Genomic DNA, 17,609 nt, shown 5'->3' on the forward strand with positions numbered 1-17,609 from the left:
GGCCGCAACTCGCCGCCGGATTTCGTGGACAAGGCCCATGGCCGTCCCTCGCGTCATGCCGGGCGCAGCAGGTAGTGCTCCGCGTTGGCGGCATCGGCATGTTCGGCGATCGGGAGCTTCGCCATGGCGCGGGCGAAATCCTCTTCCTGCTGACCGGACGCAGCGGGGAGCTTCCTTTTTGTCCGACTGACCAGACGCTCGATCCCGATGCGTGCCAACGGGTCGGGAAGCGGGGAGCGCTCGGCGGCGCGGATCGCCGAGGAAATCAGGCTCATGGCGAAACTCCATTGCCGCCGGCTGCGCCGCCACGGCGTTGCGGTCCGGGCCAGAAGGCGTTGACGCGTCGCTGATAGTCGCGAAAGGCTTCGCCGCGAGAACGCAGCATATGCGCCTCGAGGGGCGGGATGCCGGAGACATGCACAAGGAGCCAGTACATCAAGAGCGGTCCGGCAAGCGCCAGCCATCCCCACGGATAAGCCCCGGTGAAATCGACAGCGATCACGGCATAGGCGAGCCAGCCCAGCCATTCGAAGAAATAGTTCGGGTGACGAGACATGCCCCAGAGCCCGACGCTGCAAACCTTGCCTTTGTTTCCCGGATCGGAACGAAAAGCCGAAAGCTGGCGATCGGCGATGGTTTCCCCGACGATCGCCGCGATCAGCACCGCGACGCCCAGCCAGTCCGGCAATCTCGGTCCAGGTGCCGGATTGCGGGCAGCGATTGCGATCGACAGTGCGAGAACCAGCGCGGCCAGGGCCTGGATTTGCAGGAACCAGAACAGCCGGGATTTGAACGCGCTTCCCCATTCCTCGCGCAATTGCCGGTAGCGCGGATCATCGCCGCCGCCGCGGGCGGTGCGGATCGCGATATGGAGACCAAGACGCAGCGACCATACGATGGCCAGCAGCGCCACCAGTACCTGACGGGTTCTCATTTCGCCGCCGGCGAAGGGCACAAGAGCCGCTGCCGCGCCGAAACCACCGGTCGCAAACGACCAGATCGCGTCGATCCAGCCTGACCGGCCGGTCCGAAGCGCGACCAGCCACGCCCCGGCCATCGCCGCCGAAAGGCAAACCGCGAACGTGGCAAGCGCGATCGCGAGTGTCATGTGATCCGGTCCTGCTGCTGTTTGCTGGATCGGTAGACGCGGAGGGTTTGCCGGTGCTTGCATCCATGGTGGATGCCCCGAAGGGTTATTAGAGAGCCGATGCGAATGACGGTATCGCGTATCTCTACTGGAGACGACAATGCGTCCGTGCGCCGAGCGTCACTGGCGAGATGAATCCGGTCGGCCCGTGCTCCGGCCACGGTTCAAAAGCCCACGAACGGACGCAGAAGGCGGCCCAACAAGCCATGAAGACGCGTATCGCCTTCCAGAGCGGCGAGACATATGCACTCCGATTCCTCGCCCACCACCGGGCGGTGATCGACCTCGTCGTCGGCTTCGTCGAGATCGCCGGGGAAATATCGGCCGCGCTCGTCCGCCAGCGATCCTGACAGGACCTGCATGAACTCCAGACCGGTATGCCCATGGGCAGGGAGATGAAGCCCCGTTCTGCCCTTGAGCAGCATGACCTTGGCCTCCGGGCTTCCAGCAATCGTCACCTTGCTCCAATGGAAGCCGGGCCCGAGCCAGCGCCATGGTCCGACGTCGCAATGGCGCAGTGCGCGGGGAAGATCCATGCCGAGTGCCGGCTGCTTCCTCGGCGGGGGTTCTCTCGCCGGCTCGGGCGGAATAGCTTCAAGCCGTTCAATGGTTCGCCCGAACAGGTCCGCGGCAAGCGGCACCGGTCGCATTTCTTCAAGAAGCGCGCCGCCCATGGCCTCGAAACCCGACAGGCGCCAGCGGCAGTGCGCGCAACTTTCGAGGTGAACGGACACGACCAGCGCCGGTCCGGCGCCCAGCGTTCCGGCCGCGAGGCGGAGCAGCGTTTCGTCGCTGGGGTGATGATGGATCGTCATAGGTCGTCGTCCAAGAGGGTCCGTAGCCGCTCCAGTGCGAGCCGGATTCGGGATTTTACGGTGCCAAGCGGGATGTCCAGTTCGCGGGCGATCTCGGCGTGCGGCTTCTCGGCGAAGTAGGAGAGCTGCACGACCGCCGCCTGCTCGCTCGACAGGCCTCCAAGAGCTGCTCGTATCTTCTGCTCGCGATCGACTGTGATCGCGATCTCTTCACCCGACAGCGGCTGGTCGGCTTCGTCGCTCGGATCGGGCCATTGGTCCCGGGAACGCGCCCGGCGCAACCTGTCGATCCGCCGGTTGCTGGCAATCGTGAACACCCATGTCGACGCCCCCGCGCGGCATGGATCGAAATAGGACGCCTTGCGCCAAAGCGTGAGCATGACCTCCTGCGCTACCTCCTCGGCCATGTGATCGGCAAAACCGGAGCGCATCAGGAAGCTTTTCACGCGCGGCGCGAAATACGCGAACAATTGCGCGAAGGCACTCCGGTCCTTGTCCTTGGCGACAGCATCGATGAGGCGGATCAGCTCCTCGGGAGAGGGCGTCGCCTCCTTCTCTCTGGCGTCGTTCAAAACAATGAGCCTTGCTGCCGAGCGGATCTGCCGCCTGCGCCTGTGGTGGAGATGTAACCCTGCAGCATCCATTTGCCCCCTGATACGTCGGAGCGCAGTCCCCGGATCACCCGTTTTCTCCGCCGCAAGTGATCCATCGCTCCGTCAGTTCCGTAAATATTGGCAGGACGCCGCGCCAATGGAAATCCTTTGACCGAAATCTTTGCTGCCAGTGATTGGAATGGCATTCGTGGCCATGAGGCTTCACCTGCTCGAAGCCTCGATATTGCCGTTGTCGGGAGCGGCATTTCGGGCCTGTCTGCCGCGTGGCTGCTCTCCAAACAGCACCGGGTTGTCCTTTATGAAGCCGATGACCGGCTGGGCGGGCACAGCCATACAGTCGACGCCGCGGGCGTCGCGGTCGATACCGGCTTTATCGTCTTCAACGAGACCGCCTATCCGAACCTGACGGCCCTGTTCCAGCATATCGGCGTCGCCACGAAACGGTCCGACATGTCGTTCGCCGTTTCGCTCGACGATGGCCGGCTTGAATATTCAGGCACCAACTTCCTCGGCCTTTTTGCGCAGGGTCGAAACGCGATCAGCCCGCGCTTCTGGCGGATGCTGCGCGATCTGGTTCGCTTCTATCGCGAGGCGCCGCGCAATGTAGCGGCGCTGGGCGTGATGACGCTCGACGAATATCTCGACGCCGCCGGCTATGGCGAGAGCTTTCGCGACGATCATCTCTATCCGATGGCGGCGGCCATCTGGTCGACGCCCGCGGCAAGGATCGGCTCCTATCCGGCGGCTTCGTTCATCAGATTCTGCGAAACCCACGGTCTCCTGAAGCTGTCCGGACGCCCCGTCTGGCGAACCGTGGCCGGAGGCAGCAGATCCTATGTGCGGAGGCTTGCCGACGCGATATCCGAGATCGTTTGCAGCCATCCGATAAGGCAGGTCGTCCGGACGGCGGACGGAGCTGAAATCATCGGCCATGACGGGCTTCGCCGCCGTTTCGATCAGGTGGTGATCGCGACCCATGCGGATCAGGCTTTGCAGATGCTTGCCGATCCGAGCGGCGATGAACTGCGGCTGCTCGGCGCGTTCGACTATATCGCCAACGAGGCAATCCTTCATACCGATGCGCGCCTCATGCCGCGAAGACGCCGGGTCTGGTCGAGCTGGAACTACGTGACCAAGGGCGATGACAACGCTCGCAAGCTCGCCGTCACTTACTGGATGAACCGCCTCCAGGACATCGAAAGCGCCCGGCCTCTGTTCGTGACGCTCAATCCGCACCGGGAAATCGCGCCCGACTCAGTCTTGCGACGAATGCGCTACAGCCATCCCCTTTTCGATATCCATGCGATGCAGGCGCAGCAACAGCTCTGGTCCTTGCAGGGCCGCCGCAACACCTGGTTCTGCGGCGCCTATTTTGGCGCAGGTTTCCACGAGGACGGATTGCAGGCCGGCCTCGCGGTCGCCGAAGCTCTCGGCGGCGTGCGGCGGCCGTGGACGGTCCCGGACGAGTCGGGCCGCATCTGCGTTCATGCGGTCCTGCCCGCCATGCCTGCAACAGAGGTGGCCTGATGCCGGGGTTTCATTCCTCCCTCTACTTCGGCTCGGTCATGCATCACCGATTGCGGCCGCGGGAGCATCGATTGCGCTACGGCATTTTCTACCTGCTGCTCGATCTCGACGAAATCGACGCATTGGCGGACAGGCTTCGCTTGTTCTCGCATAATCGCTTCAATCTTTTCAGCCTCCATGATGCCGATCATGGCGAGGGAACGGCAATTTCGCCGCGCGACAGAATCGAGCAGCATCTGCAGGAAGCGGGCATCGAATCCAACGGCCCCATCCGGCTGCTCGCCATGCCGCGCATCCTGGGATACGCCTTCAATCCGCTCAGTATCTACTTCTGCCACAGACGGGACAACTCGCTTTCGGCGATATTCTACGAGGTCAACAACACGTTCGGTCAGCGGCACAATTATCTCATTCCCGTGCCGCGCGACGCAAAAGCACCGATCCGTCAGGAAAGCCGAAAATCGTTCTATGTCTCGCCCTTCATGACCACCGACATGGCCTATTCCTTCTCGGTCGTTCCTCCGGGAAAGAATTTGTCGGTTTCGGTCATCGGCCGCGATAGCCAGGGACCACTGATCGTCGCCAGGCTTTCCGCGACCCGGCAGGATCTGACGGACGCCGCGCTGGCGCGCGCCTTCTGCGCCTATCCGCTGCTGACGCTGAAAGTGATCGCCGGCATCTACTGGGAAGCCTTCCGGATCTGGCTCAAGGGCATTCGCTTGCAGGAGCGCCCCGCTCCACCCGTTCGGCCGGTCACGCTCGGCCGCGATGGCGATGCCGCTAACACCGGTTCGAGAAAGGACGCGACCAATGTCCTCCGATAGCGGAATCCGTGAAGCAAGGGGCGTCGGCCGCGGCGCAGCAGGCTTGGCCGCGCGCCTGCTGCGCCGCGTCGTCGCGCGGATCGAATTCGGCCATATCACCGTCGTGCTGCCATCCGGCGAACTCGTCGAGCACCATGGCACACGGCCCGGAATCGCCGCGACTCTCGTTCTCCATCGCTGGCGCGCATTAAGACGGCTTGCCATTCAGGGCGACCTCGGCTTCGCCGAAGCCTATCTCGACGGCGACTGGTCGAGTCCCGATCTCGCCGCATTGCTGGGTCTGGCGGCACGCAACGTCGCACCACTCAACGACTGGATTTCCGGATTGTGGCCGGCGCGGATGCTCGGTCGTATGCGGCACATTTTGCGGGAGAACAGCAAGTCGGGCAGCCGCCGGAACGTCGTGTTCCACTATGATCTCGGCAACGAGTTCTACCAGTCCTGGCTCGATCCGAGCATGACCTACTCCTCGGCGCTCTACCAGCATCCGGGCCAGACGCTCGAGGATGCTCAGGACGCCAAGCTCGCCCGGATCGTCGAACTCATGAACCTGCGCGGCGGCGAGCATGTCCTCGAGATCGGTTGCGGTTGGGGAGCGCTGGCCACGAGACTGGCCCGCGCCGGCGCCCGCGTTACCGGCGTCACCCTGTCGTCCGAACAACTGGCATTTGCCCGGCGGCGCGGCGCGGAGGAAAAAGACATCGCCGGGACGATCTCGCTTGACTTGATGGACTATCGCGACGTCCGGGGATCCTATGACAGGATCGTCTCGATCGAGATGCTGGAGGCCGTCGGCGAGGCATACTGGCCGGTCTATTTCAAGACATTGCATGACCGCCTGAAGAACGGCGGCGTCGCCGTCCTCCAGGTGATCACCATCGACGAGGCGCGCTTTGCCGCGTATCGCCGCTCGGCCGATTTCATCCAGCGCCATATTTTCCCGGGCGGCATGCTTCCGACCAAAGCGATGATCGCCGAGCACGGCGCAGGGACGGGCCTCAGGCTGCTTTCGACGCAAAGTTTTGGTGACAGCTACGCAACGACACTGGCCGAATGGCGCAAGCGTTTTCGCAAGTCTTGGCCATCGATAGAGGCGATGGGGTTTCCGGAGCGGTTCCGCCGAATCTGGGACTATTATCTCTGTTATTGCGAGGCGGGCTTCAGGGCCGGAACCATCGATGTCGGCTTTTACGTCCTAGCGAAAGCTGACAGCGATTCTCGACAGGCTTGAGTTATAGCGATTCCGACCACGTGCTCGCATCTCTGCTCACTTGCGACCAACAAAATAGCCCGCATGCCCATCGGTGCGCGAAGCGTCTCGGCAGTTACCGAAGTCACCTCGGGTCCGAACAATCAACTCGCGACCGACCGCGCTCATCCGACTACTCTGAAGCCCTATCAGCCTCAAAACCCGCGTCCTGACATGCGCTCGGCACCTACGGGCTCATCGACCGGAACCGGTCCGGACAGCGGGGGGCCATCCTGAACCTGCCCCAAACAGTAGCGAATGCGGCATGTCGAGAGTGCCGGCGCCTCCCGACGATCCTTTCGCCTGCGGCGCCAGACCACGTTAGTTGGGTAACTCTGACCCGGCCGACGAGTACGCCCGGATGGACGGGCAAACCAAGGAGCAAAACAGAAACAGCGATATTCGCGACGTGGAGGAGCATGCCCGGCTGCCTGCGCGCACGGTTTACGAAATCGTCCGCCAGGCGTTTGGCGGTGAAAAAGTTCGAATCGTTTCCGATAGAGTGACGGACTTGGTCGTCAGTGGGCGGGCGGATGTTGGAATATGCAACGTTCGCGAAAGTTGAGGATCGAATTTCTCAATCTTGGCGAGCCAGACGGAGGCTGTGACCGTCGCAAATCACCACTCACTCCCTTTTTGAGTAAGACTCTCAAGGAAATATTTCGCACAAAACTCGCGATATTTGGATAGCGTTGCCCTTTGCTGTCAACAAAATTGGAGGCATCTCGCTTAAGCGTAAAATGATTGTTTCACCCCGGTTGCTTGCCGCGATTGCTTGAAAGGAGGCTTCTATGTTCACATGCACGCCCGTCGACCAAATATCGGAATCGGGTTTCGGCTGCATTTGTCATAGTCCGGCTTTCGCCCGGCTGAATGCCTTGGTCGAGCAGAAATTCTCGCGCCGGTCATTCCTGACGGGCGCTGCCGCCGCTGGCGCGACATTGGCGTTCTGGCCGAAGGAAGCATCTGCCGGTATTCCCGCTGCACCGACCAGGCCGATCGCCTTCACCAATATCAAGTTGTTCGACGGGACATCGAATAAGCTCATCGAGGGCAAGCGCCTCGTCGTCGAGGGCAACAAGATCAAGAGTGTCGAAGCAGCGTCGACTCCAGCACCCGAGGGTGTCAACGTAATCGATGGCGGTGGCCGCACGCTCATGCCCGGCCTGATCGATTGCCATTGGCACTCCACCATGGCCGCAATTTCCATGATGGATCTGCTGACTGCCGATGTCGGCTTTATCAATCTGGTCGCGGCGGAAGAGGCAAACAAGACGCTGATGCGCGGCTTTACCAGCGTTCGTGACATGGCCGGGCCTGCCTTCGGATTGAAGCGCGCGATCGACAGCGGCGTCAATCCCGGTCCACGCATCTGGCCGTCGGGCGCGATGATCTCGCAGACCTCGGGGCATGGCGATTTCCGTTTCCCTTATGAAGTCCCGGCACCCATGAACGGGCCGCTCTCGCATGGTGATGCCATCGGGGGCGGATCCATTGCCGATGGTCCCGATCAGGTGATGAAGAGGGTTCGCGAGCAGTTGATGCACGGTGCGAGCCAGATCAAATTGGCGGCTGGTGGCGGCGTCGCATCCAACTACGATCCGATCGACGTCAGCCAATATACCGAGGCCGAATTCCGCGCTGCCGTCGACTCTGCCGAGAACTGGGGCACCTATGTTGCCGTTCATGCCTACACGCCGCGCGCGATCCAGACTGCGATCCGCGGTGGTGTACGCTGCATCGACCACGGCCAGTTGATGGATGAAGAGACAGCGAGGATTATGGCCGACAAGGGGATATGGTTCTCCTCGCAGGCCTTCATTCAGAACGAGTTCGCCAATCCTTTTCCGGAGGGATCGGCAAACCGTGAAAAGCAGAAAATCATGTTCGCCGGCACCGACACCGCCTATACTCTGGCGAAGAAGCACAGACTCAAGACGGCCTGGGGCACGGACATTCTGTTCGACCCGACAATGACCAAGAATCAGGGGGCCATCCTCGCCACGATGTCGCGCTGGTACTCGAATGGCGAAATCCTCACCATGGCGACCAGTACGAATGCCGCGCTATTGGCGATGTCCGGCCCGCGTAATCCCTATCCGGGCAAGATCGGCGTGATTGAAGCGGGCGCCTATGCCGATATTCTTCTCGTCGATGGCGACCCGATTGCCAACATCAAGCTGATCGCTGATCCAGACAAGAACTTGAAGGTCATCATGAAGGACGGTCGCATCTACAAAAATACGTTGGCGACATAACCCGAGGTGTACGAGCTAAATGGCCCAGGTTCCGGATTCGCAGCGGCTGGGCTTCGAGGCGACAGCCGAACTGAGATTCGACGATCCGGACGTGATGGCGGCAACCATGCCCGGCGGCACGTTCGGCATCCTGCCGTTCAACGGGCAGCCTTTTGAGGGAACGATTCGGGCGACCAGTTTGGGGGAGGGCTTTTCGGCTCGCTCGGTTGCGTTCGAGAGCCCTGTCCTGATCCGCTCCCGCTTTATTGAAAATGCCTCCACGATCTCTTTCCTGTTGCCGTGCATCCAGGGCGATACCGCACTGCTTAACGGGAAGGAGGTCGATGCCCGGTACCTCGCGTCGTCCAACGGCGGAGTGAAACATCAATTCCTGACGAAAGGGACGCATGAGGTCGGGGTCTTCACTGTTGATCGTGATGTGTTGTTCGACGCCATCGAAATCCTGGGAAAACACTCTGTTCCTGCCTATCTGCATCACGACGCCAACATCTTGACCGACCCGAGATGCACGGCGAGGCTGAATGCCTTGTATCGTCAAGTGAACTGCGTCCTGCGCACATTGTCCTGTCAGAATCTGTCGACCTTCGCTGGCAACGGAATCGCCATCTTGCGCGATGTTGTGCTGGCGGAGCTTGTTTCATCGATCACCGAAGGGCAAGGAAAGCGGGATCATTTAGCGACCTGGCGCCGGACTGAGGCGATGGCGCGGGTCGACCGCTTCGTTGACGAATACGCCGATCAGATATTCAGTATGGAACGCTTTTGCCTCGAAACCGGGATGTCGCTTCGAACGCTCGAAGCGATCATCAAGGAACGCACGGGCTTGAGTGCGCTGTCCTACCTTCGGCGTCGGCGGCTTGCCATGGTCCGACGAACACTGTTGAACCCAGACAACTCGACCAATGTGACGCGCACCGCGCTCAGGTACGGTTTTCTGCACCTCGGGCGCTTTGCGGTGGAGTACCGGCGGACATATGGCGAAACGCCGTCGAAAACGCTGACCCGAAAGCTCGGCAATGGCTTAGCCTCACCGCAATGCACGTCAGAGTGAGCGGGCAGGATATGCACAAACGTAAAATCATCACGTTCTAGGGATGCTCTTCCTTCAAAGGAGAGGTTACCTAACCGATTGGATGACGGCCTATGCGGCATTTGGCTATCACGACAGCAACATCAACTATGTGTCTCCCTCACCCAGTATCTCCAACGCTGTGCCGGGGCAATTGTCGTCCCCGCCCGGAGCATTCCAACTTGGGGGACTCTTTGGGCAGCCTGCTACCGGCAAGGAGACGTTCGAGACTTTCGCGGGTGAGGCGGGCATCCGGGCGAAGATCAATACCGGCCCCATCAATCACGCGATCAACGTCAATTACGCGATCAACGATCGGACCTATAACCAGACCCTCTGGGCGCGTACAAGAAGTCCGATCGCAAATCTGATTTTCTGGAACCTCTACACCGAGCCGACGAACATAGCGAAGCCCAACTTCAGCACATTAAATATCAGCCAGATAACCGGCGTGCGGGTCTCCAGCGTTGGCATATCAGATACCATGTCAATGCTGGACGATCGGGTGCAGTTCACGATCGGCGCTCGTCATCAGACCGCCGGCTCGGAGGTGACGGTTTTTCTGGGGCCGCCGGGGTCTGCCAGCCGCCCCGAGCATGACTCGTCTGTGTGGAGTCCGGCATACGCCGTTGTCGTCAAACCGGTCGAGCATATCTCGCTTTATGCGAACTATATCGAGGGCCTTCAAACGCCTGTTGTGGTTGGCCCGTTGTATGCGAATGCCGGGACCGTATTCCCGCCGTCGCAAACGCAGCAAGCTGAAGGCGGCATCAAGTTCGACGCAGGCCGGCTCACCGCGACGCTGAGCTATTTCGACATCAACCAGCCGGGCCTCCTCACGATCGGCTCTGGCGTGAGCGCGACGCAGGAGCTCAACGGCAGGCAGCGCAATCGCGGCGTAGAGCTCAACGTGTTCGGCGAAATCACACCAGCCATCCGCGCCCTTGGCGGCGTTGCCATGCGACGGTGTGCAGGAAAAGACCCAGGGCGGGGTCAATGACGGCAAGAAAGCCATCGGCGTTCCCACCGTCACCGCGAATATCGGCGCGGAATGGGATACGCCTTTCGTGCCCGGGCTTACGCTCACCAGCCGCGTCATCTACACAGGTTCGCAATACGTGAATGCCACAAACACTCTGAGTATACCCGAGTGGACGCGTGTCGATCTCGGGGCGCGATACACCTTTGCGTCGCCCTGGAATGGAAAGCCGATCGTCGTGCGTGCCAGCGTCGAGAACGTCGCCAACCAGGCTTACTGGGCCTCGGCGTATAGCGGGGTTATCACGCTCGCAGCTCCTCGAACCTATCTGGTATCGACTACATTTAACTTCTGATGCACAAATGACGATCAAGATATGGTCACGCATTCATACATGGACATCGCTCGTCAGCATGTTGTTTTTGCTGATGCTCTGCGTGACAGGACTGCCGCTGATTTTTCACCATGAGATTGACGATCTATTCGAGGAGGAAATTTCCGCCCCTACGATGTCAGCGGATACCCCCGGGCATCTTTGGATCGATTGCACCAAAAGCCACTCAACTCGTGGCAGAACTTCACATGCCCCCTAGCGTTTCACTTGCCGTCGACGATCGCCAGCATCACTTGATGCCGGAGCGTGAGGATAGGATTTTCTTGCTCCAGTTGGCGCTAGCCACCTGGGCACGCTCGCTTCATACTAGCCGGCCCGCCTGTGAGGATTGTGCAGATGAGCGACGAAGATGAACAGCAGATAAGGGAGATATTGTCGCGGTTCAGCGACGGTCCTGAAAGCAAGGAGACGACGGTTCGACAGGTCAAGAACACTCTCGAAGCCTACCTTGAGAATGGGCCGGGAACGCGCGAGGAGCGGCAGAAGGTCGTGCTCGGGAAGCTTCGCGAAATAGATGCGTCGTTCAAGAACCTTCGGAGCAAACCGAACTGACGCGCTCTATCAGGAGACGCCACGATGGGCTGGCGCTCGCAAGCTTACGAACTGACGAAGGAACGCGACTTCAATGGCTTACCGGGGCGTGATCGGAAGATCATTCAACGCGCCGGGTGGGTTTGCGGCGCAAGCGATCATATTCGCCTGTATCGTAGCCGGGCCGCGAGCTTATTTCGAGTTCGCCCCAATAGATCTTACACGGCTGTCTCGAACATTAGGAAGCAGAAGTCCCAAGCCCAGCGGCGGATGATCGGCAATATCCGGTGAATCCACGGCAACATTGCTCGAAACACTTGGAGACGAGGCCACGACGTCCCGCATGTCAGGCTGCGCCGAACGCGGGATAGAGGGTGCGCAAACCAGGCCGTCATCCGCCGGCTGGTTGAATTAGGGCTGAAGCGGAAATAGCCGAAAGCGTCGCTCGGCGCGGCAATTTCAGTAGTTGTAGAAAGCCTCTCCCGCCAATCGGCGCTGCGCGGCTGATTCGTGGTCACCGGCTTTCTTACGAAGCGCGTCTCTCGCTTTTCCTACCGGAAGCTTATTGACCTTCTCCGTATCAATGTCCGCAAAGCAGCGGTTTTCCGGCGCCATCGAATGTTGGGTTCATGACACATCCGTTGCAAACGATGTCGCACGACTATGACAATGGCGAATGCCCGATCTGCAGCGGAGACGGCTACACGTTACCGGCCGGAACGTGCATGAGTTGGCGTCTGACGCCGTGCGTCACGGTAACTAAAGACGACCCTCATGAAAGGAGGCTGCGATGAAGAAACTGGTGTCGATCGATGAGCGGACCGAAGGAAAAGATCGCGGGGCGTTCGTCCTACATTGGGTAGAAAACACCGTAGAATACAGCATCGTCACCAATCGGGACGGCACTACATCTCGGATCGCGAAACCGGCCATTCAACAGAGTGAGACAGAACTTCCTTTTTCCGATAAGCACCAGCGCCGCACAATAGAAGCCGAGCTACAACAAGCGCATTGCTAGATTCTCCCCGCTGGCCGCCGTCCAAACTGGTTCATATCCACCGGCTCACGTAGCTGCGGCATTCCGTTCCGCCGATCCGGATGAATAAACGGAGTCACGTCTAGCTGGACGGCGAACTCATAAACGCGGTCGGCCATTTTCAAGGCGAATGCTGAGTACAAACTACGTGTATGGTCAGTCACATCGTCGTGTGACGATGTGACCTAACGTGTCTGAAGTTTAATCCGCTCGACTCATCATCGTCAGAGTTCCGCAGTACGGCTGTCGCCGACTCTTGGTACAGCCACGCCAAAATTGAGACTGTGCGGTATGTTTGATGCAGAGCTAGTTACGATCATGAGGGGCGCGCTTGCATAGGCCGAATTGGAAGTCTGCCCCGATTCATCAACACAAGTGCTAATGGCCGAACGGATTCTTCAATCCGCCGCGAAAGGCACCCGCTCGCAGGAGGCGTTTCGTATCATCGCGACCGAAGCCGCCGCAGAAAGCGAACGTCTAGGACTTCTCACCCCACCTCATTCGCGACACGCGGAACAAGGCCTCGTTGACCATGAGGACGAGAAGGAGTTTTGGTGATCGCACGTGTCCGCAGCGCTTCTCGTGTCGTGGACTCAATCGGCCTCAGCAGCTTCGTCCGTCGACTTAACGCCTCATACCACGACGCGCTCAATTCCTTCCAAACCTTCGCCCTGCTCTTCGCACGCACTGAGCGACATATCGGCGCTGTGGCTTGCAGTCGTACCGGCGATCCGGCAGAGGTGATTTTAAGGATGCTGTTGTGTTGCGGTCGTTCGGCGTAGTGCCGAGCGATCTATCGGAGCTCTGACCGGCGAGCAAATAAAAACCGCGCCATTCACCCGATCGATCCGTAGCACGGACACTGCCCCCGATATCCGGCTACGATATCATCCAAGCTAGACATTTCTAACGTTCTTTGGGTGTCCTCCTAGGACCATGAGCAAGCAAGTGATCGAATACAGAAATGCATCCACGCGAGCGCGATCCAGATGGCCGGATAAAGATCGCACTTCGATCCAACGCAGACATGCGATGAGAACCGACGCCCGTAAATTAAAAGCGCAAAATACAAAAATCCAAGATGCAGAGGGCACAGTTGGACCAACCAGCCCTGACAAAGCGCACTTTGTCTCCCACATTAAAGATTCTCATAGACGATAAAGTCGCCAAAACCGTTACAAGAAATGAAATTAAAGCGATCGATGCAATAATGAGAAAGTGATCAGAAGACGCCTCACGAATTTCGAAGACTGAAATGTAGACGAGCGTCGCAGTCGGACTCAAAAATACGAGCAAAAATAGAACAAGTCTCTGCCCCTGGTTCATCGACAACCCGCCTTGGCGAACTGGTCGGGGTCCCTAGAGCATTTGGGGGTCATCGGCGGGTATCTTCACAAACATAGCCGTAACCGAAAAGCGATAGAGAGCATCGAAGGTCACCGACCTGCAACACGCCGTGATTCCGGTTAGGCGGCACAAACTGCCCGATCAAATTAAGTACGATAAAAATCCCGACAACAATGCAAAGCTCTTTTAAGGCGTCCATTCTGACAATATGCACTGCGGGCCGCTTGTTTTCCGGAAGTCTGTCACTACCGGCCTTTGAACCGAAGGTTTGATCTTCATACTAACATAACAGTTAGCCGTGTGGAGGAATGATCATGCTGATTCAAAAGAGCTTAAAATTAGCTGCTCTCCTTTCCTTCGTTGTTGCTATGCCTCAGCTTGCGTATGCACTGCCGAAACAAGGAACCGGAAAATGCACTTGCATGTGCATTGCGCCAAGTGGCGTGAATGGCGGGTCGCTTGTGAGTATCAATACCTACAATTCTCAAGGCTATTCGTGCGGCGCATTCGAGGGCAAAACTTGTAACTTGGATAATCCTTATACGGGCGGGGTTTCCACCGGCTCTTTGATCGGTTGCGGAAGCGCAACGAAAAATTTTGGGCGTCCGTCGATTCTCGTCTCGCCTTGGGTAGGAGTGGAGAAGTTGCAGCGACGCTGATGGGACGTCTGGCGCTGTTGCAGCGCGTATCCCTCTGCAAACCCGAACCATTCGATCATCGTACGCCGGATCGATCTTAACTTTCGACGGTGAAATCGGCGCCAACGTGGCTTGTGCCAACCAGCTCCCAATTGTTGAGCGCATTCGTCACCGCGCGGCAACTTCCCGCGCCAGTGAGTTCGTTTGGCTCACGGCGCGGCCGGCTTCTTGGTTCCGCTGGGCTTACGCCGGTGCGGCTGTCCGATTTCGGCGAACGGATTCGGCAGCATGGTTTCCTTATCGACCGGTTGAGACGCGGAAATATGACTGCGGCCGGCCCGCGATTGGCGGCGGCGCCGCCATCCGATCCGCTAGGTCTTTCCTGATGCGAGGCATCGCGGTGCTCCGCATGCGACGCAGAAATGTAATGCTCGCGCCGGCACACAAGAAAGCCCACAGCGGCCCTCACAAGGGGGGCACACGATCGAAGGGCGCAATATAGCCTGCAGGAATAGAGAAATTATAACTTGGCTTCTGAACGCCAGCTACTTCATTCGACTTGGTCGCATTGGGGTGATCCGCCTGCCGCGTATCACTCCGTGAGCGCAGCGATAGTCAGATACGAACCGACATTTCGAGACCTCCGTCGAATGGAAGCGTCATGGTTCTGAAGCCATGGGCCGGCTTCTCGATGACAGAAAAATAATCTGCATATTCGGCGCGCAAACGTCCGGTGTTGTCGCAGATCACGATCGCGCCTGGCCGCAGATGTGACATCACCAGCTCAAGCGCGGGCCGCGCCATCGGAATCCAGATGTCCACCAGCATGAAGTCGATACTTGTCTCGATTCGCTTGAGGGTCTCGCGAAGATCACCTTCCCGCAGTTCGATCAGGCCATCCAATCCGGCATCTGCGAAGTTTTTACGTGCCGCGTCTGCCTTCGACCGTTCGTATTCCGTGCCTATCACAAGCCCTTCACCACCATTGGTCCGGATATTGTCGCGGACAGCGGCCGCGAGATAAAGCGTCGAAACTCCGTAGGAGGTTCCGATCTCGACGATGCGGCGGGCGTTTGTCGCACGACAAAGCTGGTAGCAGAACTCTGCCTTCTCGCGATCGAGCGCGACGAGTTTGTCGCTCAGGAATTTCTTGACGTGAGGATCGTTTTCCGGGGAAAGCGGTGCTTCGGGCCGGTGATGCTCCTGATAAAATGCGAACAACGCCTCATTCTGAGAATCGCTCATGGCGTGTAAAGCAGAGAGCTGCCGCTCAAGCTCAGGATCCTGCAACACACTCATCAAGAACCCCCATAGCGATCGTCAAGATTGTAAGACAGTGATCGCCCCGCTCGCGGATCTCGCCGCTTAGAAAGGCTCTAAGCCGGTACCGGTTGCTACGCTTTCCGCTTCCGCCTAAGCGAAATGAAATATTTGATATGGGGCGGTTGCAAGCCTTTCAGTTTACTTTCTGCACGGAGCGGCTCGTGTCAGCTTGGGATTTGCAGGATTTGTTCCGGCGCTTTGGCGCGGACCTTTTGCGACAGGCTTCCAAAAAGGTCCAGTCCTCGGACATTGCCGCGGACATCATTCAGGATACCTTCGTGCGGCTGATGACTTCGTCTCCTTCGGCCGAGCTCGTCGAAAATCAGAAAGGCTATCTCTACCGGGTCGTTGATAATCTGGCTATCGACTATCTGCGCCGTCGGTCGCTGCAATCGAACCGCTTCGTCAGTCTCGATGTCGCACAAAACACGCCCGACAGCCTGCCCGACGCTGAAACTGTGTTGGCTTACAGGCAGGCCATCCGGACGCTCGCCGACGCAATCGATGAATTGCCGCCGCGTTGCCGGAAGGTATTCCTTCTGAACCGGTTCGACGGGTTGAACTATCGCGAAATCGCGGATCAACTGCGGATTTCCACCAGCATGGTCGAGAAGCATATGATGAAGGCGATCGGCCACTGCCGCAACCGGCTGGACGGACTGATCGATTGAATTTATTCCAAGGCGCGAGGTGAGGCATCGAGGCTCTGCGACGTCTCTGGATTCGAAGGGCGTGCGATGATCTCCTCTTCAGCCCTTATGGACACCCGGTTTGAATGTCAAAACGCTCCGAACCGCAATCGCCACCGACGGCGCGCGATCAGGCGCTGGCCTGGTTTGTCCGGCTGAATTCCGGCGATGCGACCACCGAGGAGCGGGTTGCGTTCCGACACTGGCAGGCCGCCGATCCGGCGCATCAGGCCGAGTTCGAGAAACTTGCGGCCATGTGGGGCCGGCTTGAGGCGGTGGAAGATCCGCGGCGGGTATCGCGGCGCCGAGCGCTGAAGACGGGCGGGTCCGCGATCGGCGTGGCGGCCATACTTGGTGCGGGCTACCGGGCCGGCGTCTGGGATTGGCTCACGGGCGGCATCACCACTGAGATAGGTGAAATCCGCACCGTTACGCTACCCGACAGTTCCCAGGCCGAGCTCGACGCAGACACGGCCCTTTCGGTGAATTTTGCCGAAAGGGAACGCCGGGTCCAGTTGCAACGGGGCAGGGCTTTGTTCAAGGTCTCCGCCGCTGACGATCGCCCGTTCTCGGTGGTCGCCCGCAACGGCGTCACGACTGCGCTCGGAACGCAGTTCGTCGTCCATTGTGCAAATGACGGCGTAGTCGTGACCGTGCTTGAACATGCTGTCACAGTGCGCATGGACGGCGGCTCTGGCGGTACGCAGGCCACGCTCGGGGCCGGCGAGCAGATTGCCTATGACGACCGCAGGCTTGGCAGCATGAAGCCGGCCGGCCAGACCGAGGTCGCCTGGCGTAGCGGCAAGCTGATCTTCGAGGATGAATCATTGATCAGCGTCATCAGCGACCTCAACCGTTACAGGGCAGGACGCATCGTCCTGTTTGGCGACGGGCTCGGTGCGCTGCGGGTGAGCGGCATTTTCAATGTCCGAAATCCCGGTGGGGTATTGGACGCGATTGCTCGCACCCTGCCGGTCACGATGACCAGCATTACGCCCTATCTCGTTCTTATTCGTCCGGCCTGAGCATTTCCGCTAAGTGGAATCCGGCTAGCCCTGAGAAAATGTACTTGATCAATAATTTGCACCTATCCCCATCGCAGAACCGCCATCTACTTTTGCGGGTACGCGCCAGGGCGCACGCTCCGCTCAAAATCCAAGCACATCTTG

18 protein-coding genes and 1 pseudogene are annotated in these 17,609 nt (G+C 59.1%); 14 read left to right on the plus strand and 5 right to left on the minus strand.

Features of this window, described 5'->3' with window-relative positions; translation table 11 throughout:
* Positions 1 to 53: 53 nt before the first annotated feature.
* The 4 genes from ACS3WB_RS03425 to ACS3WB_RS03440 all read right to left on the minus strand — a co-directional run bounded on the left by ACS3WB_RS03425 (position 54) and on the right by ACS3WB_RS03440 (position 2,534).
* Positions 54 to 275 carry a hypothetical protein gene (locus tag ACS3WB_RS03425; protein ID WP_438274166.1) on the minus strand — a complete coding sequence of 74 codons (222 nt, stop codon included), beginning with the start codon at positions 273 to 275 and terminating at the stop codon, positions 54 to 56.
* A complete protein-coding gene (locus ACS3WB_RS03430) occupies positions 272 to 1,108 on the minus strand; it encodes a DUF1295 domain-containing protein (protein WP_438274167.1) in 837 nt (278 codons plus the stop codon). The genes ACS3WB_RS03425 and ACS3WB_RS03430 overlap by 4 nt, the downstream gene beginning before the upstream one ends.
* Before the next feature lie 203 nt (positions 1,109 to 1,311).
* Entirely contained in the window at positions 1,312 to 1,962 is a 651-nt protein-coding gene (locus ACS3WB_RS03435; protein WP_438274168.1) for a ChrR family anti-sigma-E factor, read from the minus strand.
* Positions 1,959 to 2,534, minus strand: a complete 576-nt coding sequence (locus ACS3WB_RS03440; RefSeq protein WP_438274169.1) for a sigma-70 family RNA polymerase sigma factor — start codon at positions 2,532 to 2,534, stop codon at positions 1,959 to 1,961. Before ACS3WB_RS03440 ends, ACS3WB_RS03435 begins: the two co-directional genes overlap by 4 nt.
* 189 nt (positions 2,535 to 2,723) lie before the next feature.
* On the opposite strand from ACS3WB_RS03440, the gene ACS3WB_RS03445 reads away from it, so the two are divergent.
* The 12 genes and pseudogenes from ACS3WB_RS03445 to ACS3WB_RS03500 all read left to right on the plus strand — a co-directional run bounded on the left by ACS3WB_RS03445 (position 2,724) and on the right by ACS3WB_RS03500 (position 14,449).
* The gene (locus ACS3WB_RS03445) at positions 2,724 to 4,103 is read left to right on the plus strand and encodes an NAD(P)/FAD-dependent oxidoreductase (protein WP_438274170.1); all 1,380 of its coding nucleotides are present in this window, start codon (positions 2,724 to 2,726) and stop codon (positions 4,101 to 4,103) included.
* Positions 4,103 to 4,927 (plus strand): DUF1365 domain-containing protein, encoded by an 825-nt coding sequence (locus ACS3WB_RS03450; protein WP_438274171.1) that lies wholly within the window; start codon positions 4,103 to 4,105, stop codon positions 4,925 to 4,927. Before ACS3WB_RS03445 ends, ACS3WB_RS03450 begins: the two co-directional genes overlap by 1 nt.
* Positions 4,914 to 6,158 (plus strand): class I SAM-dependent methyltransferase, encoded by a 1,245-nt coding sequence (locus tag ACS3WB_RS03455; RefSeq protein ID WP_438274172.1) that lies wholly within the window; start codon positions 4,914 to 4,916, stop codon positions 6,156 to 6,158. Before ACS3WB_RS03450 ends, ACS3WB_RS03455 begins: the two co-directional genes overlap by 14 nt.
* A 379-nt stretch (positions 6,159 to 6,537) precedes the next feature.
* A complete protein-coding gene (locus tag ACS3WB_RS03460; RefSeq protein ID WP_438274173.1) occupies positions 6,538 to 6,741 on the plus strand; it encodes a hypothetical protein in 204 nt (67 codons plus the stop codon).
* A 313-nt stretch (positions 6,742 to 7,054) separates the two neighbouring features.
* Positions 7,055 to 8,434: an amidohydrolase family protein gene (locus tag ACS3WB_RS03465; RefSeq protein WP_438274174.1), complete on the plus strand. Its 1,380-nt coding sequence runs from the start codon at positions 7,055 to 7,057 to the stop codon at positions 8,432 to 8,434.
* Positions 8,435 to 8,453: 19 nt separating this feature from the next.
* Positions 8,454 to 9,485: a helix-turn-helix domain-containing protein gene (locus ACS3WB_RS03470; RefSeq protein ID WP_438274175.1), complete on the plus strand. Its 1,032-nt coding sequence runs from the start codon at positions 8,454 to 8,456 to the stop codon at positions 9,483 to 9,485.
* A gap of 82 nt (positions 9,486 to 9,567) precedes the next feature.
* The gene (locus tag ACS3WB_RS03475) at positions 9,568 to 10,503 is read left to right on the plus strand and encodes a TonB-dependent receptor domain-containing protein (RefSeq protein WP_438274176.1); all 936 of its coding nucleotides are present in this window, start codon (positions 9,568 to 9,570) and stop codon (positions 10,501 to 10,503) included.
* Positions 10,472 to 10,837 (plus strand): TonB-dependent receptor domain-containing protein, encoded by a 366-nt coding sequence (locus ACS3WB_RS03480; protein WP_438274177.1) that lies wholly within the window; start codon positions 10,472 to 10,474, stop codon positions 10,835 to 10,837. The genes ACS3WB_RS03475 and ACS3WB_RS03480 overlap by 32 nt, the downstream gene beginning before the upstream one ends.
* A 7-nt stretch (positions 10,838 to 10,844) precedes the next feature.
* Positions 10,845 to 11,029 (plus strand): annotated as a pseudogene (locus tag ACS3WB_RS03485) (PepSY domain-containing protein); the annotation flags it as partial.
* 183 nt (positions 11,030 to 11,212) lie between these two features.
* Complete coding sequence (locus ACS3WB_RS03490; RefSeq protein ID WP_438274178.1) at positions 11,213 to 11,428, plus strand: hypothetical protein; 216 nt, start codon at positions 11,213 to 11,215, stop codon at positions 11,426 to 11,428.
* Between the two features lie 769 nt (positions 11,429 to 12,197).
* Positions 12,198 to 12,425 carry a hypothetical protein gene (locus ACS3WB_RS03495; RefSeq protein ID WP_438274179.1) on the plus strand — a complete coding sequence of 76 codons (228 nt, stop codon included), beginning with the start codon at positions 12,198 to 12,200 and terminating at the stop codon, positions 12,423 to 12,425.
* Between the two features lie 1,679 nt (positions 12,426 to 14,104).
* Positions 14,105 to 14,449, plus strand: coding sequence for a hypothetical protein (locus tag ACS3WB_RS03500; RefSeq protein WP_438274180.1), 345 nt, complete (start codon positions 14,105 to 14,107; stop codon positions 14,447 to 14,449).
* A gap of 594 nt (positions 14,450 to 15,043) precedes the next feature.
* Here ACS3WB_RS03500 and ACS3WB_RS03505 read toward each other — a convergent pair.
* Positions 15,044 to 15,727 carry an O-methyltransferase gene (locus ACS3WB_RS03505; protein WP_438274181.1) on the minus strand — a complete coding sequence of 228 codons (684 nt, stop codon included), beginning with the start codon at positions 15,725 to 15,727 and terminating at the stop codon, positions 15,044 to 15,046.
* 185 nt (positions 15,728 to 15,912) lie between these two features.
* Here ACS3WB_RS03505 and ACS3WB_RS03510 point away from each other — a divergent pair, with 185 nt between their 5' ends.
* Positions 15,913 to 16,422, plus strand: coding sequence for an RNA polymerase sigma factor (locus tag ACS3WB_RS03510; RefSeq protein WP_438274182.1), 510 nt, complete (start codon positions 15,913 to 15,915; stop codon positions 16,420 to 16,422).
* Positions 16,423 to 16,526: 104 nt separating this feature from the next.
* Positions 16,527 to 17,465, plus strand: coding sequence for a FecR family protein (locus ACS3WB_RS03515; protein WP_438274183.1), 939 nt, complete (start codon positions 16,527 to 16,529; stop codon positions 17,463 to 17,465).
* The last annotated feature ends 144 nt before the right edge of the window (positions 17,466 to 17,609 follow it).

Origin of the sequence: Nitrobacter sp. (genome assembly GCF_051535215.1) — a bacterium.
Lineage (GTDB): Bacteria > Pseudomonadota > Alphaproteobacteria > Rhizobiales > Xanthobacteraceae > Nitrobacter.

What these genes read in the sequence shown, in the direction of transcription:
- ACS3WB_RS03425 (WP_438274166.1), bottom strand. Translation starts at nt 275, where the DNA reads ATGAGCCTGATTTCCTCGGCGATCCGCGCCGCCGAGCGCTCCCCGCTT.
- ACS3WB_RS03430 (WP_438274167.1), bottom strand. Translation starts at nt 1,108, where the DNA reads ATGACACTCGCGATCGCGCTTGCCACGTTCGCGGTTTGCCTTTCGGCG.
- ACS3WB_RS03435 (WP_438274168.1), bottom strand. Translation starts at nt 1,962, where the DNA reads ATGACGATCCATCATCACCCCAGCGACGAAACGCTGCTCCGCCTCGCG.
- ACS3WB_RS03450 (WP_438274171.1), top strand. Translation starts at nt 4,103, where the DNA reads ATGCCGGGGTTTCATTCCTCCCTCTACTTCGGCTCGGTCATGCATCAC.
- ACS3WB_RS03455 (WP_438274172.1), top strand. Translation starts at nt 4,914, where the DNA reads ATGTCCTCCGATAGCGGAATCCGTGAAGCAAGGGGCGTCGGCCGCGGC.
- ACS3WB_RS03460 (WP_438274173.1), top strand. Translation starts at nt 6,538, where the DNA reads ATGGACGGGCAAACCAAGGAGCAAAACAGAAACAGCGATATTCGCGAC.
- ACS3WB_RS03470 (WP_438274175.1), top strand. Translation starts at nt 8,454, where the DNA reads ATGGCCCAGGTTCCGGATTCGCAGCGGCTGGGCTTCGAGGCGACAGCC.
- ACS3WB_RS03475 (WP_438274176.1), top strand. Translation starts at nt 9,568, where the DNA reads ATGACGGCCTATGCGGCATTTGGCTATCACGACAGCAACATCAACTAT.
- ACS3WB_RS03490 (WP_438274178.1), top strand. Translation starts at nt 11,213, where the DNA reads ATGAGCGACGAAGATGAACAGCAGATAAGGGAGATATTGTCGCGGTTC.
- ACS3WB_RS03495 (WP_438274179.1), top strand. Translation starts at nt 12,198, where the DNA reads ATGAAGAAACTGGTGTCGATCGATGAGCGGACCGAAGGAAAAGATCGC.
- ACS3WB_RS03500 (WP_438274180.1), top strand. Translation starts at nt 14,105, where the DNA reads ATGCTGATTCAAAAGAGCTTAAAATTAGCTGCTCTCCTTTCCTTCGTT.
- ACS3WB_RS03505 (WP_438274181.1), bottom strand. Translation starts at nt 15,727, where the DNA reads ATGAGTGTGTTGCAGGATCCTGAGCTTGAGCGGCAGCTCTCTGCTTTA.
- ACS3WB_RS03515 (WP_438274183.1), top strand. Translation starts at nt 16,527, where the DNA reads ATGTCAAAACGCTCCGAACCGCAATCGCCACCGACGGCGCGCGATCAG.